Annotated in this window: 15 protein-coding genes; 8 read left to right on the plus strand and 7 right to left on the minus strand. The window is 34.9% G+C overall.

What is annotated here, in order from left to right:
* Positions 1-180: 180 nt before the first annotated feature.
* The 6 genes from I5M32_RS11775 to I5M32_RS11795 all read right to left on the minus strand — a co-directional run bounded on the left by I5M32_RS11775 (position 181) and on the right by I5M32_RS11795 (position 4,606).
* On the minus strand, positions 181-723 hold the full coding sequence (locus I5M32_RS11775; RefSeq protein ID WP_200586556.1) for a hypothetical protein: 543 nt from the start codon (positions 721-723) through the stop codon (positions 181-183).
* Positions 724-801: 78 nt separating this feature from the next.
* Positions 802-1,065: a hypothetical protein gene (locus I5M32_RS11780; protein WP_200586558.1), complete on the minus strand. Its 264-nt coding sequence runs from the start codon at positions 1,063-1,065 to the stop codon at positions 802-804.
* Between the two features lie 326 nt (positions 1,066-1,391).
* Positions 1,392-2,939 (minus strand): tetratricopeptide repeat protein, encoded by a 1,548-nt coding sequence (locus tag I5M32_RS11785; protein WP_200586560.1) that lies wholly within the window; start codon positions 2,937-2,939, stop codon positions 1,392-1,394.
* 6 nt (positions 2,940-2,945) lie between these two features.
* Positions 2,946-3,590: a tetratricopeptide repeat protein gene (locus I5M32_RS11790; protein ID WP_200586562.1), complete on the minus strand. Its 645-nt coding sequence runs from the start codon at positions 3,588-3,590 to the stop codon at positions 2,946-2,948.
* Between the two features lie 624 nt (positions 3,591-4,214).
* On the minus strand, positions 4,215-4,343 hold the full coding sequence (locus I5M32_RS16875) for a hypothetical protein (protein ID WP_262895601.1): 129 nt from the start codon (positions 4,341-4,343) through the stop codon (positions 4,215-4,217).
* A gap of 98 nt (positions 4,344-4,441) precedes the next feature.
* On the minus strand, positions 4,442-4,606 hold the full coding sequence (locus I5M32_RS11795) for a hypothetical protein (RefSeq protein ID WP_200586564.1): 165 nt from the start codon (positions 4,604-4,606) through the stop codon (positions 4,442-4,444).
* Positions 4,607-4,667: 61 nt separating this feature from the next.
* Between I5M32_RS11795 and I5M32_RS11800 the strand changes: the two genes are divergently transcribed.
* Both I5M32_RS11800 and I5M32_RS11805 read left to right on the plus strand, forming a co-directional pair.
* Positions 4,668-5,240, plus strand: coding sequence for a helix-turn-helix transcriptional regulator (locus I5M32_RS11800; RefSeq protein ID WP_234461946.1), 573 nt, complete (start codon positions 4,668-4,670; stop codon positions 5,238-5,240).
* Complete coding sequence (locus I5M32_RS11805) at positions 5,240-5,884, plus strand: nucleotidyl transferase AbiEii/AbiGii toxin family protein (RefSeq protein WP_200586566.1); 645 nt, start codon at positions 5,240-5,242, stop codon at positions 5,882-5,884. Before I5M32_RS11800 ends, I5M32_RS11805 begins: the two co-directional genes overlap by 1 nt.
* Before the next feature lie 691 nt (positions 5,885-6,575).
* Here the strand turns inward: I5M32_RS11805 and I5M32_RS11810 are convergent.
* On the minus strand, positions 6,576-6,833 hold the full coding sequence (locus tag I5M32_RS11810) for a hypothetical protein (RefSeq protein ID WP_200586568.1): 258 nt from the start codon (positions 6,831-6,833) through the stop codon (positions 6,576-6,578).
* Positions 6,834-7,123: 290 nt separating this feature from the next.
* Here I5M32_RS11810 and nagB point away from each other — a divergent pair, with 290 nt between their 5' ends.
* The 6 genes from nagB to I5M32_RS11840 all read left to right on the plus strand — a co-directional run bounded on the left by nagB (position 7,124) and on the right by I5M32_RS11840 (position 15,036).
* A complete protein-coding gene (gene nagB, locus I5M32_RS11815) occupies positions 7,124-9,049 on the plus strand; it encodes a glucosamine-6-phosphate deaminase (protein WP_200586570.1) in 1,926 nt (641 codons plus the stop codon).
* Between the two features lie 197 nt (positions 9,050-9,246).
* On the plus strand, positions 9,247-10,632 hold the full coding sequence (gene glmM, locus I5M32_RS11820) for a phosphoglucosamine mutase (RefSeq protein WP_200586580.1): 1,386 nt from the start codon (positions 9,247-9,249) through the stop codon (positions 10,630-10,632).
* 7 nt (positions 10,633-10,639) lie between these two features.
* Complete coding sequence (locus I5M32_RS11825; protein WP_200586581.1) at positions 10,640-11,770, plus strand: phosphotransferase enzyme family protein; 1,131 nt, start codon at positions 10,640-10,642, stop codon at positions 11,768-11,770.
* 123 nt (positions 11,771-11,893) lie between these two features.
* Positions 11,894-12,967 (plus strand): substrate-binding domain-containing protein, encoded by a 1,074-nt coding sequence (locus I5M32_RS11830; protein WP_200586583.1) that lies wholly within the window; start codon positions 11,894-11,896, stop codon positions 12,965-12,967.
* A gap of 211 nt (positions 12,968-13,178) precedes the next feature.
* Entirely contained in the window at positions 13,179-13,730 is a 552-nt protein-coding gene (locus I5M32_RS11835) for an RNA polymerase sigma factor (protein ID WP_200586585.1), read from the plus strand.
* A 169-nt stretch (positions 13,731-13,899) separates the two neighbouring features.
* Positions 13,900-15,036, plus strand: coding sequence for a FecR family protein (locus tag I5M32_RS11840; RefSeq protein ID WP_200586587.1), 1,137 nt, complete (start codon positions 13,900-13,902; stop codon positions 15,034-15,036).
* The last annotated feature ends 33 nt before the right edge of the window (positions 15,037-15,069 follow it).

The following is a 15,069-nucleotide window of genomic DNA, read 5'->3' on the forward strand; positions in this document are numbered from 1 at the left end:
ATACTCTGGTCAGTTTCTAACGGAATGACTGGCCAGTTTAAATCGGAATAGGGTGGTCAACTTCATCGGAATCTCCACTTATGACAAAACAATTCAACATCTCCTGCGATATTATTAAGTCTGATATCCCTTTTTATAATATTAAAGAATGGCAGGGTTGGGTCATTACAAATATGTCCTTTACCTAAAATTTTCCGGCTGGTATGTAAGCTCCCAAATAAACGCTGTGTTGTTTTTACCGAGATCCATAGCAGTGTGGGTACTGTCAACCGGCTGGTTGACACCATTAATCCGCTCGAATTTGAATATGCCAACAGGAGCTTCCAATCGCAATGAACTATCTACAACCTCCGGTAGCAATGCAACGTTCTGCCCAAGATACAATGACCGTACACTCGGATAGGTAATACCTTTTAAATGCGTATTTTCCCAAACATAGTTGGCATAAGCAGAAGTAATTTTATACTTATAGTCCTCGTCAGGACGTATATGACTATGTGCAAATTCATTGGAAAAGAACCGGCCTTCTTCTTCATATTCCGTAGCCATAGGTAAATTCTGATAGTGTTGCAATTGATGTTCCAGTGACATTTGTGCATACTTACTTACCTTAAGCGCCTCATCACTGAAAATCATCTCTAAAACCTCTATATCTTCAATTACTCGCCACCTGCTGACCGTAAAAAGTTCGACAACATTATCATGTTTTTCAAGTTCTTTCAAAATAGGTGAGGTTTCAAAGTAAGCAACTATCCTGGGTTGCTTAATTTCAGGTGATTCAACAGCCCCATAAAATATTGCTTATTTTTCCTTATTGGCTCGGCCATAACCAACGTATTTCTCAATAATCTCCTTATCATGTATGTAACTTACATCCTCTTCTTTGTAAAAAACGTCCGTTATCTGTTTATGTATACGAACGCGGTCAATATAAGCTCCCTTATGTATAACCGCGGTCGGTATGAATTTATCGCGCATATCCGTAATAGCTTGAAAAATTTGTTTATAGGGCACAAATTCCAGCCTATCTCTTACATCTGTTAAATATTCTAGGGTATTATTCATTACAAAAATAGTTACGATAAGATTATTGTTAAATATCAGCTTAAATAGAAGTCAACTTATGACTAAAGAATATTTTTCAATATCTCTACTGTACTCAGGTAACAAATATTAGCTTTTGACTTATCCAAAGACGACTTTAGTTCTTTGCCAGGATGCACAAAATTCCTGTATAATCTGGACAGATTGCTAAGATGGGTAAAATCAGCACCGAATGATTTCGATTGCTCGATAAAAGTAATAAGATCATTCAGTACGCAATCATAGAGCTTTTTGCTTTTCACATTTCCTTTGGGATCATTCCAGCTAATTGTAGAAAATTTTTTCTTTTAGCAGTAGTAGATCAGTGCCAGTTCTACTAAAGATCCTGAAAGAACGATAGTAGCTTTTTCGTGCCCGACCAAGTAGTTGTATGTAAGCTCATTAAAATCTCTTTCTAAAAGGTCACGAAACTTTTTGTTTGCTTTTGCGATTTTATCTATCATAGAAAAATACTCGCAGACATCCAAAGTATCGACTGAAATTTGAACAAAACCATCTATCCACCCTTTAGGTATCTTTCTCTTCTGCACCCGTTTGATTTCATCTTCGATAAAAGGGTTTACCGAATAAATCACAACATTATAGTCATGTCTATAACCCGTATCTTTTAGATATCCTTTATTCAGCCATTGTGAGATTAATGATTCGGCACGCTGCTTATCTACATTCAGGTACTTTTGAAATTTGTACTTGGCTAACGGCACTTCCCCGTCTTCAAACCCCTCGTCTTTTTTTACTTCTGCTACGAAGTGCAGCAACTTATCCAATACCCAATCATTTTCCGACTTGAGGTAATTGGTAGATGCCAAATGCTCCTGGCGAAGATTTTTTTCCTTATTAATACGTTCTTCTTCATCTTCCTTTTTCTGCACCGCCAGTTTCAGGTTCTTGCTTAAATTAACATCTTCAGGTGCAATAAGCAACCCTCGTTTGTAAAGTTGAATAGCTTCTTCGTGTTTACTGTCATTTGCCATCAAAATACCGAGATTGTTCAGTACAGCGCTGTTATCACCATGCTCCCTCAGGTATTGATTGTATAACTGCTGCGCCTTTGTGTAATTCTTAATGTGGGCGTAGGAATAGGCGATCTTAAACAGGAAGTTGCTTTCCTCTAATTTTTCCAGATTCAGGTAGGCTGAAAAGTTAACCACCTTGTCATATAAGGCATGTTCAAATAACATGTTAATTACATTCTCACCGTATTTTACCAAAAATCCCCCCACGTCATAAGTATCCAAATCCTTTACGAGTGTGTTATAAAACTTAGTTACATCAGCAATAGATTCGCCACTATTAAAAAGCAAATCTCTTAATGCCTGAATATGTAAATCATCAAGAAAATCATACTGGTAACTGTTGATGTATTTTCTTGCGTTCACCACTGCTTTATATTGGTCATTATACTTAGATAGGTTGACTGCCATAAAACCCCTTACCAACCAAATCTTACCGTTTAGATGGTCATTACCGCGGTCGAGCGTAACTTTATTAAACACTTTATACAAATCACTCAATTGCTCAAAATGAATGCTATCAGTAGCATGTTGAGATAAGTGTATGGGGCCACCGTTGATGTTACCCATTTCGCTAATAAGCCCTGCCTTGATTTCAAGATTTATAATGAGTTCATCTAGCTTTGGGCGATTGTTTGTTTGAATATAAATGGAGATTAGGCCAAGAAAACCAAACATCCTGTCCTGATGATCTTTTTCATCTTTATAAGCTGATAGATAGCAGGCTTCTGACACAGTGAAGTCGCCAGCTTTTTCCGCTGAACAGCCCAACCAGTAATTTATAGCAAAATTGTATGCTGAACGATCTGTGTTGTTTGACAAGGCTTTTTAAAAATAATCTCGGGCTACACTAAAATTTCCTTTTTTATAGTAGAATAGCCCCAAATTGTAAAAAATTGAGGCTGACAGCCAATCATTTTCCAAAGCCCTTTCTAGCGTAGCGAGTTGCAAATCAGACAATCCAAGCTGCTCATAGTGATGTGAAAGCTTGATGTAAAAATCCGGCATTTCCGGAAATTTGCTGATCCCTAATTCGTAGTTATCAACTCTCTGTTTTCCTTTTAGTTTATAGCCATTTTTAAACAGCAAGTCCGCAGGGTAACTTTCGCAGGCTTTAGCTTGTTCATAAAATTGATCTGACTTGTTTCTGTCATAGATATAAATACACTCATCGTCTCCCCAACCAGATTCGCCATATATTTCGCCGAGCCAGTAATATATATATCCCGCATTACTACCATTATCTTTTTCCAGTGCAGCTTGAAACTCATCAGCAGACTGCTGAAACAGCTTTTTTATACGGTGTATATGTCCTAAAAGGTAATTACAACTGGATTTGTCGGAATATTGGCTAATCAACTTTAGACAAATCTGCTGACTTACATCAATGTTATCTTTATGAAACTCATCCCAGGCTTTGTTTATTTCCGATTGGTATGGAGTTTCTTTAATTTTTTGTACATCATCATTCATATCTAAAATCTAATTTGAAGCCAATTACTTTTCTCTAAGCCAACTTAAAGCTAAAGTTTAATTTCCAGATACAAAATAAACTGGTATTTAAGCATACCTATCTATGCAGTTCTTCTTTTCTAAAAACTCCCGTGAATATTTGGGTCTTAGTGAAACGAATCGCAATTCCTGGGTATAATCCGTTCATAAAATTTAAAAATAATGAAGGAAACAAAAAGAGAAGTAAAGCGGTTACAGCGAGTAATTGCAAAGATCAGGGTGTTTATAACAGCCTGTAGCGATGTTTAAAGTCCCACTATCGGTTTTTCAAACCGGCATCACGACGACTGAAAATCAAGGTTCGCGAAGAATTGAAGAACGGATTTGATTAGACGGAAACTAAGATAACGTATATAAGACATTGTTCAGTCTGATGAAACAGATGCTGAATAATCCGGTTGGTACATTTGGTGGTGTAAGAAATATAAGAAGATTAGGAATGCTCCTTATGAGTTCATCTGTAGAAAGGGTTAAATATGATTCTTTTTAAAATATAATGCACACGGTATTACACACGTTATTGATTGAATAACCGGAAAAATACTTTTAATAATGAGATCCTTTTGAAGTGAGTTATATTACTGATTAATCCAACTTGAACATCAATAGTTTCTCTGTCATAAACATAACCTCTTTTTCATACAAAGCAGATGAAAGCTCTATCTTTGCCCCTCTATCGTTTACAAAGGTGTATCTTAGCTTCTGGAGCTTCAACTCTAATTAAAATCTTCTTTGTTCGTCCTTTTTATATGACGTTAAGATAGATAACACTAAAATAATTAGAATTGTTTTCTCATGATTAATTTCTGATATTAGTAGGAAATCTCAGGTTTTGAAATTCTTTTGTTGTGTTCTGCAACGAAAATACGTTTCCATTCTTTGTAATATTCAGGGTCTCTGTCGATAGGAAGTTTCGCTGATTCTACCTTTTTAAGAGCCTCCGAAAACTCCGCTTTTCCGCCTTTGATAACTTTCATGTATTAAAATGACCTGTTATTTGCTTAAATTCACGCAATGCAGACCAGTAAAACTCTGTAATTGATCGTTAAAGCAATTGTTGTAAGATTTTACGTATTACAATATCAACAGATTTGTTTATATTTGAGTGTGATTTGGAAATACGAAAAATATAAAGGGATACATCCCGGAGCAGTATTGGAGCGTGAACTAAAAAAAAGAGGGCTTTCGCAGCGTTACTTTGCGCTTTCACTTTCTGAACATCCCCAAACCATTAATGCCATTACAAAGGGGAATAGGGATTTAAACATCCCGTTGGCACTAAAGATTGAAAAAATGCTTGGTCTTGAAGAAGGAACAATGGCATTGCTGCAAACTTTTTACGATATAGAAAAGCAGAAAAAAAAAGAATGCACACCCAGCCGTCCTGATCTTTCTATCCTTCGTAAAATACTTTTCTGGGATACTGATATCAACAAGATAGACTGGGATAAAAATTCCGCTTATGTTATAAACCGTGTTTTTGAACGTGGTAATGAGCAGGAGAAAAAGGAGATATTCAGGTTTTACAGTGAAGATAAAATAAGGGAAGTAACGGGAAAATCCGACCCATATAGTCGAATTCCGGTAATGCAACATTTAAAAGCCAGATAATGTTGCATTGGGAAACTGTAAACGATTTGTTAAAAGAAAGTCTTCAGTTATTGATGCAGACTGAAGAGCTTAAAGATTTTCGCTTGGTTGGCGGTACGGCGTTAAGCTTGCATCTTGGGCATAGGATGTCTATTGATATCGACCTCTTTACTGATGCACCTTATCAATCTGTTGATTTTGACGCCATAGAAAATCTGCTTATGGCTTCTTTTATGTATGTGTCGGGAGATTTTGGAGGAAATCCGGGTATGGGTAAAACCTATCTCATTGGTAATGATAAGGACAATGTTGTCAAGCTTGATCTTTTTTATTCTATGGATTCTTTTTTTCAGGAACCTGTAATGGAAGACGGTATAAGATTGGCTACTCTTGAAGAAATTATTGCCATGAAAGTAGATGTTGTACAACGGGGTGGCAGGAAAAAGGATTTTTGGGACTTGCATGAGATACTTGAAAATTATCAAGTCAATAATATGATTTCGTTGCACTTTCAACGGTTTGAGTGGACACATGATGAGTCTGCAATCCGAAAAAATTTCACCGACTTTTCAAAAGCGGATAATGATCCCGATCCGATCTGCTTAAGGGGTAAACATTGGGGATTTATTAAAGAGGATATTGAAGAGGCTGTGAATTTAGAATAACAGACTTTGATCGGACGATGATTTGGCAGGAACTGCAATATCTGGAACTATTAAAATAACGGGACAATAGCACACGGAAATTTGATATATATGCCATTGTAGGCCCGGAACCTGTTACTGGGCTTATAAAGGGAAGCACTACAGAAATAGGAGAATATTGGTGGAAATCATTATATTTCCTCTGTTTCTTGATAAAAAATATGCAGGTTATTTTGGCAGACTATTGGTGGCATCTGCCACCCGATAGAAGCCAGTTCATCTAGAAATAAACCATTTAAATTCAAGTGATTTTTTTGTTTTAAGCCACCATATTTTGTCAATAAAACCAATAATAAAAATAATATGCCCTTTTCTGGGCCCCATTTTAAAATTACAAATTGGAGTAGATACTCTCCTAAATCTTGCACAATTTCATCAAATCTTCCAAGAATTGATTCGACTCCAATATGTCTTTGAGTACCCAGCCGGAGTTAATTCTAACTCCGGTTTTTTTATTCCCTAACATTTTGTTGATCTGATAGATAAGAAGAGCGGCATGGTTCACTTTACCGGGTTCGACCTTTATTCTCATAAATCGTCCATTTATCTAACAAGATCGGTCCGATGATATAGCTTTTGTCCTCAATATTGCCTTTGAAATATAATTCCGTAAACTTTTTTAGCCTTATTAAATCTTCATTCACAATTTCATTTATATCACTTTTAACACCAGCCATGTTTTTAATTCTTTCAGCTGGGCCTCAAGTCTGTCAATTTTATCTTCACATTTTGACTTCATGATTTTATAATCTTCAATATCAATATCATTTGATAGGAGTAAAGCTCTTATATTGGTTAGCGAATTGTTCTGCCCGGAAATATCGGCAATTAATTTCCTGCGCTTTTCTTCAAAGTTTTTTCTGTCATTTCCGAGCGCATCAAATATCACCTGTTTATAAAGTTCTGCCATTCATGTTCTGTTAACAAAGCTTTGCGGTTTTCTTTCAAAGTCTTTATTTGTTTCATCGGCCTTAAATTCCTTACAGTTTAGGTTTTTTAATACCTAATTGCAATTGATCGAGATGGTTTATTTAGGAATTAGAGGTTAAAAGATGCGATTTTGGATATACTAGTTATAGGAGAACCTAACAGGTGCTTTATATATTACTAAAAATAATAATAAATATATGTGTCCGAACACAAATAAAAAATATTATATTTGTGTTCGGACACATTAACCAATTTTAAAATTAAACGTTCATGAACACTATCAGATTAAACCTTCTTGAAGAAACAAGGTTTGAAAAATTGCCAGTAAGCATTTACAAAGACGAAATGACTGCGTCTATTAAGGTTGCCAACAGGATTGCGGTTGTAATAAAAGAAAAGGATGCTAAAGGCGAGAAAACAGTTTTAGGGCTTGCAACGGGCGCAACACCTGTTAATGTTTATAAAGAGTTAATCCGTTTGCACAAAGAAGAAGGCTTGAGTTTTAAAAAAGTTATCACCTTTAACTTGGATGAATATTATCCGATGAAACCTGATGCTACCCAAAGTTACGTGGCTTTTATGAAAGAAAATTTGTTTGATCATGTAGATATTGATATGATGAATGTTCATATCCCTAATGGTGAGTTGGCAGAAGAACAAATTTTTGATTTTTGTGCCAATTATGAGAAGAAGATAACCGCACACGGGGGCTTGGATATACAGATTTTAGGAATTGGCCGTACAGGGCATATTGGTTTTAACGAACCAGGGTCGGCACCAAATTCTGGAACAAGATTAGTAACCCTTAATGATTTAACCCGCAGGGATGCTTCACGCGATTTTGGAGGTAAAGAAAATGTACCAAAAAAAGCCATAACAATGGGTGTGGGTACAATTTTTAAAGCTAAACAGATCATTTTGATGGCGTGGAACCAGAAAAAAGCTTCCATTGTTAAAAAAGCGGTTGAGGGCGGTATCTCTGCCGATGTACCTGCAACTTACTTACAACTATCAGATAATGTGGAGTTCATATTGGATATTGACGCAGCCTCCAATCTTACCCGTTTCGCTACCCCATGGCTAGTTAAAGATTGCGTTTGGAATAGCGCCATGATTAAAAAAGCGGTAATTTGGTTGGCGAAAACTTTAAATAAACCTATTTTAAAGTTAACCGAATCTGATTATAACAACAACGGTATGGCGCAATTAGCCACAGAAAAAGGTCCGGTTTACGATATCAATATCGATATCTTTAACAAGATACAACATACAATAACGGGTTGGCCCGGTGGCAAGCCTAACTCAGATGATTCGCAACGCCCAGAAAGGTCAGAACCGGCAAAAAAACAATCCGTAGTATTTTCTCCACACCCAGATGACGATGTGATTTCTATGGGAGGCACATTCATACGTTTGGCAGATCAAGGGCATAATGTCCATGTAGCTTATCAAACATCTGGAAACACTGCAGTTTGGGACGAGGATGCTCTACGCTTTATGGAGTTCAATATCGATTTTTCTAAATCCCAAAACCATAATGCCGCAGAATTAGAAAAAATCTATAAGGATACTTGTTCTTTTTTGAGAGGTAAAAAACCCAATCAGCCAGATAATTTAGAATTACGTACTGTTAAAGGTTTGATAAGAAAAGGAGAAGCCACCGCAGCCGCTAGATTTGCAGGTTTGCCAGATCAAAATATCCATTTTATGGACCTCCCTTTTTACGATAGAGGGAAAACTTCTAAAAAAGTGGATTTTGAAGACGACATCAAGCAAACCATAGCTCTTTTGCAAGAAATAAGGCCTCATCAGATATTTGCTGCGGGTGATTTTGCCGATCCACATGGTACGCATAAAGTTTGTTTCAATATTATTTTAGAGGCACTCACTCGTTTAAGAAAAACAGACCCATGGACAAAAGATTGTTGGCTGTGGCTTTACAGAGGTGCCTGGCATGAGTTTGAAATTGATGAAATTGAAATGGCTGTTCCACTCTCTCCTAATGAGGTTATTAGGAAAAGGCAGGCTATTTTTAAACATCAATCACAAAAAGACATTCCTGTTTTCCCCGGCGATGATGCCCGTGAGTTTTGGGTAAGGGCAGAGGATAGGACTAGTGAAACAGCCAGAGCTTATAATAATTTAGGATTGGCAGAATACGAAGCTATTGAGGCATTTGTGAGATATAAATTTTAACGACGGCCCAAACTCATTCTAATTCCGATTAATGCTTTAGAAATAGAAGTAGTATTCGGTTGTTTCTTGTATCAAATATGGAACTGCAAAAAATAATACTGTAAAATTCACAAATGAATATTTTGAAACCCTTTTAAACATCAAAATAATAATTGTTAAACAATGATTTTATTATTAGTAAGATTAAAATTAACCAAATGACATTAATTAAATCAATTTCCGGTATCAGGGGAACCATAGGTGGAAAATCTGGAGAAGGATTAACACCCGTTGACATTGTTAAATTTACCGCTGCTTATGGTAAATGGATATTGTCTAAAACAGGTAATAAAAAAATTGTTTTAGGCAGAGACGCTAGGATTTCTGGAGAGATGGTAAGGAATTTAGTGGTTGGTACTTTACAAAGTATAGGAATTGATGTGGTAGATTTAGGTCTTTCTACAACGCCTACCGTAGAAATTGCCGTTCCAGATCAAAAAGCAGGAGGTGGTATCATCTTAACAGCAAGTCATAACCCTAAAGAATGGAATGCGTTAAAATTATTAAACCATAAGGGTGAATTTATTAATGAAGAAGATGGTAAGGAGGTTTTAACTATTGCAGAGGCTGGAGAATTTGATTTTGAGGAAGTAAATAATTTGGGGAATGTTAGTTTTGATGATAGTTACCTTCAAAAACATATCGATCAAATTTTATTGCTCCCTTTGGTTGATGCTGTTGCTATTAAGAATGCAAACTTTAAAATAGCTATTGATTGTGTAAATTCTTCTGGTGGGGTTTTTATACCCGCATTGTTAAAAGCTTTAGGTGTAGAAACTGTTTATGAGCTTTTTTGTGAGCCTAATGGACATTTTCCACATAACCCAGAACCTTTGCCAGAGCATTTAACAGCAATTTCTGATACCGTTAAAGAGCATAAAGCAGATCTAGGCATTGTGGTAGATCCAGATGTTGACCGCCTTTGTTTTGTTTGTGAAGATGGGACGATGTTTGGCGAAGAATATACATTGGTTGCGGTTGCAGATTATGTTTTAAAACATAATCCTGGTAATACCGTATCAAATCTATCATCTACAAGAGCTTTAAGAGATGTTACAGAAGCTGCCGATCAAGTTTACAATGCCTCTGCCGTTGGAGAAGTAAACGTAGTAAACCTGATGAAAAGTACAGGTTCTGTTATAGGTGGGGAAGGAAACGGAGGTGTTATTTATCCAGAATTGCATTACGGGCGAGATGCTTTAGTGGGTATTGCTCTTTTCTTAACTCATTTGGCCAAATCAGAAAAAAAGATTTCAACGCTTAAAGCGAGCTATCCAATGTACTTTATTTCAAAAAATAAAATCAACCTAAAAAAAGGGATGGATGTGGATGACATCCTTCAAAAAGTAAAGGATAAACATAAAACCAAGCCACATAGTACCATAGATGGATTAAAGATAGAATTTGAAAAGCAATGGGTGCATTTGAGAAAATCAAATACCGAACCCATCATCAGGGTCTATTCTGAATCAACATCTGAAGCAGGGGCGAATAAACTAGCAAACAACATCATGAACGATATTATCTCTTTTATCCAAAAGTAACATAGATATGGAAAACACAACATTCCAGAAAAACAAAATTGAACACCTTGCCAAAAAGTTTGCTATTGAGGGAGATGTTCTAACTACAAAACCTTTTGGTTCGGGGCATATCAATGATACTTTTTTTATTCAAAATATTGATAAAAGTTGCCCAGATTATCTTTTACAACGTATTAACCATCATATTTTTAAAGATGTTGAAGGGGTTGTGGTAAATATTTCTAGGGTTTCTGCACATTTAGGGGCTAAGTTAAATGGAGAATTTAAGACCGATAAATCTTTTGAACAAGTACTCACACTAATCCCCACAACCGAGGGTGTTTTATTTCTTGAAGATGATGATGGAAATTTTTGGAGAATGTACCAATTTATAAAAGATTCTATCAGCTATGATTTAATTACATCTAGCAAGCAGGCCTATGAAGGTGGCGAAGCTTTTGGTCGCTTTCAGCGGATGTTGGCCGATATGGATCCGAATTTATTAAAAGAGACACTAAAAGATTTCCATAACATTAAATTTAGATTAGCAAATTTTTATAACGCAGTAACAGAAAATTGCGCCGGGAGGGTAAATGAAGTTAATGAAGAACTTGCATTGATTGAGCAACATAAAGATTTTATGTGCAGCCTTTATGAAATGGGAGAAAAAGGTTTGTTACCTAAAAGAATTACCCATAACGATACAAAATTTAACAACATATTGTTTGATAAGAACGATAAAGTAATCTGTATCATTGATCTAGATACCGTAATGCCTGGTTATGTTGCTTATGATTTTGGTGATGCCATTAGAACCTTAGCAAATACCGCAGAAGAAGACGAAGCCAATTTGAATAAAATTGATGTGAATATTTCTTTATTTAAAGCTTATACAGAAGGTTATTTAAAAGAAGCTTTGGTTTTTTTAACAGATGATGAAATAAAATCTTTGTACTTAGCTGTGTTTCTTTTCCCTTTTATGCAAGCAATCCGTTTCTTGACAGATTATTTGCAAGGAGATACTTATTATAAAATTGCCTATCCATCCCATAATTTGGTACGCACAAAAGCACAGTTCCAATTGTTCAAGAAGCTTTATGCAAAAAAAGAAGAATTAGAAAAAATCATTAACGATGCGAAGAATAATGTTTTAGTTTAGATAAAATTGTTGCCATTAAAAGATTTTGCCAGATTATTTGTAGCTTAAACAGGCTTTTATTTAAGTTAGTAAATTAATGTCAATTTTTTTTATTTTCGCTATCCAACCAAATGCGGCTCAACCATGAATGATAAAACTATCACTATAAAGGATATCGCTTTAAAAGCTAAGGTAAGTGCGGGCACAGTTGATCGTGTTTTACATAAGAGGGGTAAAGTTGCCCCCAAAGTAGAGGAAAAAATACTCCGTATCTTAAAAGAAATGGAGTATGAGCCAAATATTATTGCTAGAGCCTTAAGTTCTAAAAAAAAGTATAAAGTTGCGGTTTTAATTCCTGATGAATCTTATGACAGTTATTGGTTTGCGCCCAAGGCAGGCATAAAAAAATCTTTAAAAGAACTTAAGCAATTTGGCCTAGAGGTTAAATTTTACTTTTTTGATCCCTACACAGCTTCATCTTTTGTAGATAAAGCAAAAGAAGTTAGTTTAGATAACCCCGATGGGATTATTTTAACCCCTATTTTTCATAGGGAAGTACTTCCATTTTTTGAGAGTTGGAAAAAATCCGAAATCCCATTTGTATTGTTCAATACAGAAATATCAGATTTTGAGCCACTAAGTTATATTGGTCAAGATTCTTATCAAAGTGGTTATCTAGCCGGTAAGTTGATCCATTATGGCCTATCAGAACCTTGTACAATTCTGTTGGCGCATTTTGACGAAGAAACTTCAAATGCTGCGCATCTAGAGAAAAAAGAATTGGGTTTCAAAAATTATTTTAGCCAGAACAATTTACAACAATATGATATCTTAAAAGCAGAAATTACGAGACCAAATTATGCGTCTTTTGTTGGCCAAATGGATAACATTTTTGAAAACAATCCAAACATAAAAGGTGTTTTCGTAACCACCTCTAAATCTTTTGAAATAGCCAGTTATTTAAACCAGAAACATATACATGATGTAAATATTATAGGATATGATCTTCTGGCAAAAAATTTACACTACCTAAAAAATAATACCATTAGTTTTTTAATTAATCAAAACCCTAAAGGACAAGGGTTTTGGAGTTTAAAGCTTTTAACCGATAAGCTTATTTTTAATAAAGAAGTTCCTTTATTAAAATATCTTCCATTAGATATTATTACCAAAGAAAACGTTAATTACTTTATTGAGGAGGATTTGGAGAGCGCCTAGGTTAACTAAAATATTCTTTTCTATGATGGATGAATAATTTTTTTAAAGAAAAATGTGTGTTCGCAAACATTTATTTTTTTTATTCGATTTTTTATCATTAGATTAGTTTTTTATAATACCAATATAAACCAAACTTAAAGAGGTTAATAAGAAATTGCAGTAGCATTTTTTTATTAAAATTTATTGTTTATTTCTTAAGAATTGATTTAATATGCCAATATATCAAGATTTTAACGATGCTGAATTGACTGCTTTACTAAAAGAAGGGGATAGGGACGCATTTACAGAAATCTATAATAGATACCATTGGTTATTGCATATTCATACTTATAAATGGATTAGAAATAGAGAAGAAGCAAAAGATATTATTCACGAACTTTTCTCTACCATATGGATGAAACATGACCAGCTTTCATTTGGCCCTAACCTTTCTACTTATTTATACGCCGCAGTAAGGAACAGAATCTTTAATCTTCTATCGCATAAAAAAATTGAATCGGCATATATTGTTTCTCTGGGTAGTTTTATTGAAAAAGGAGAGTGTGTAACCGATCACTTAGTTAGAGAAAGCCAATTATCTAAAGTTATTGAAAAGCAAATTGCAGCAATGCCCTTAAAAATGCGCCATGTTTTTGAACTGAGCAGAAAACAAAATTACAGTCATAAAAAGATAGCTTATGAGCTTGATATTTCTGAACAAACCGTCCGTAAGCATATACAACACGCATTAAAAGTTTTAAGGTTTAAATTGGGCATTTTTTAGTCTTAACTCATTTATAGAAGAAAGCCTTTTAGTTAAATGTGACTTAGATAGGTGCTAAAATTTGCTTTAAACCAAATATTAAAATATCGTAAACAAAATATTAAATTTTTTTACCCCCTAAGGCTTAGTTGCCTGTATCTCTTTATATAGGAATATTAATTCTTATAATATGATGAAAGAAAACCAGGCTAAACTGCTCATACAAAAATATCTTTCGGGTAATTGTACCGAAACAGAAAAAGCCTTAATTGAAACTTGGTATTTACAACAGAATTTAGATCATCATTTAGATCTAACCGAAGAAGAGCAACTAAGCGATCTTAAAGAGGTTAGTAGCAGGTTAGAAGAAGAATACCATCCTACAAGAAGAATGTTTAAATGGTCTCAAATTGCGGCAGCAATTGTGATTTTTTTTATAGGTGCCGGTTTATATTTTTATAAAAATAACGCCAAAAAACAGGTTAACAATATTGAGAAACAATTTGTAAAAGATATAAAACCCGGAGGGAATAAGGCTATTTTAACTTTGGCAAATGGCAAAAAAATAAGTTTGGATGATGCAAAAGATGGAGAGCTTGCAAAACAATCGGGTATTTTAATCACAAAAACAGCAGACGGGAAATTAGTATATACAATAACAGATCCAAGATCATCAAACACAAACCTTAATGCGTATAATATGATCGAGACTCCCAGAGGCGGCCAATATCAAATCAATTTACCAGACGGTACAAAAGTTTGGTTAAATGCAGCATCTTCTTTGCGTTACCCTACTTGTTTCTTGGGTAGCAAAAGAGAGGTTAGCCTCAAAGGCGAGGCATATTTTGAAGTAGCAAAAGATAAAACAAAACCGTTTAGGGTAATTTCTGATCTTCAAACTGTAGAAGTTCTAGGTACTCATTTCAATATAAATGCTTATAACGATGAGGCTTCTACCAAAACAACATTATTAGAAGGTTCTGTAAAGGTAAAATCTAAAAAAACAGACCGACATTTAATTTTAGAACCGGGTAATCAATCTGTATTGGCCAACAAGAGTCTATTTAAGAAAAATGTGGACGTAGAAGAAGCCGTTGCTTGGAAAAATGGACAGTTTATGTTTGTGAACGAAAGCCTTGAAAGTATCATGAGAAAATTGGCTAGGTGGTACAACGTTGATGTAAATTATGAAAGCGGGATTGCTAGTTCAACATTTACGGGTACCATATCTAAATATAAAAATGTTTCAGAAGTACTGGCTACGCTAGAATTAACAAACAGCGTACATTTTAAGATTAAAGATAAAACAATCACTGTAACAGAATAATTAAACTAAACTAACCCAAATCATGAAAAAACA

This window comes from Pedobacter segetis (assembly GCF_016623585.1).
GTDB classification, from domain to species: Bacteria; Bacteroidota; Bacteroidia; order Sphingobacteriales; family Sphingobacteriaceae; genus Pseudopedobacter; species Pseudopedobacter segetis.

Bases quoted from the DNA above. Each gene is read 5' to 3' on its own strand.
- I5M32_RS11780 (WP_200586558.1), bottom strand. From the start codon at position 1,065: ATGAATAATACCCTAGAATATTTAACAGATGTAAGAGATAGGCTGGAA.
- I5M32_RS11790 (WP_200586562.1), bottom strand. From the start codon at position 3,590: ATGAATGATGATGTACAAAAAATTAAAGAAACTCCATACCAATCGGAA.
- I5M32_RS11795 (WP_200586564.1), bottom strand. From the start codon at position 4,606: ATGAAAGTTATCAAAGGCGGAAAAGCGGAGTTTTCGGAGGCTCTTAAA.
- I5M32_RS11805 (WP_200586566.1), top strand. From the start codon at position 5,240: ATGTTGCATTGGGAAACTGTAAACGATTTGTTAAAAGAAAGTCTTCAG.
- I5M32_RS11810 (WP_200586568.1), bottom strand. From the start codon at position 6,833: ATGGCAGAACTTTATAAACAGGTGATATTTGATGCGCTCGGAAATGAC.
- nagB (WP_200586570.1), top strand. From the start codon at position 7,124: ATGAACACTATCAGATTAAACCTTCTTGAAGAAACAAGGTTTGAAAAA.
- glmM (WP_200586580.1), top strand. From the start codon at position 9,247: ATGACATTAATTAAATCAATTTCCGGTATCAGGGGAACCATAGGTGGA.
- I5M32_RS11825 (WP_200586581.1), top strand. From the start codon at position 10,640: ATGGAAAACACAACATTCCAGAAAAACAAAATTGAACACCTTGCCAAA.
- I5M32_RS11830 (WP_200586583.1), top strand. From the start codon at position 11,894: ATGAATGATAAAACTATCACTATAAAGGATATCGCTTTAAAAGCTAAG.
- I5M32_RS11835 (WP_200586585.1), top strand. From the start codon at position 13,179: ATGCCAATATATCAAGATTTTAACGATGCTGAATTGACTGCTTTACTA.
- I5M32_RS11840 (WP_200586587.1), top strand. From the start codon at position 13,900: ATGATGAAAGAAAACCAGGCTAAACTGCTCATACAAAAATATCTTTCG.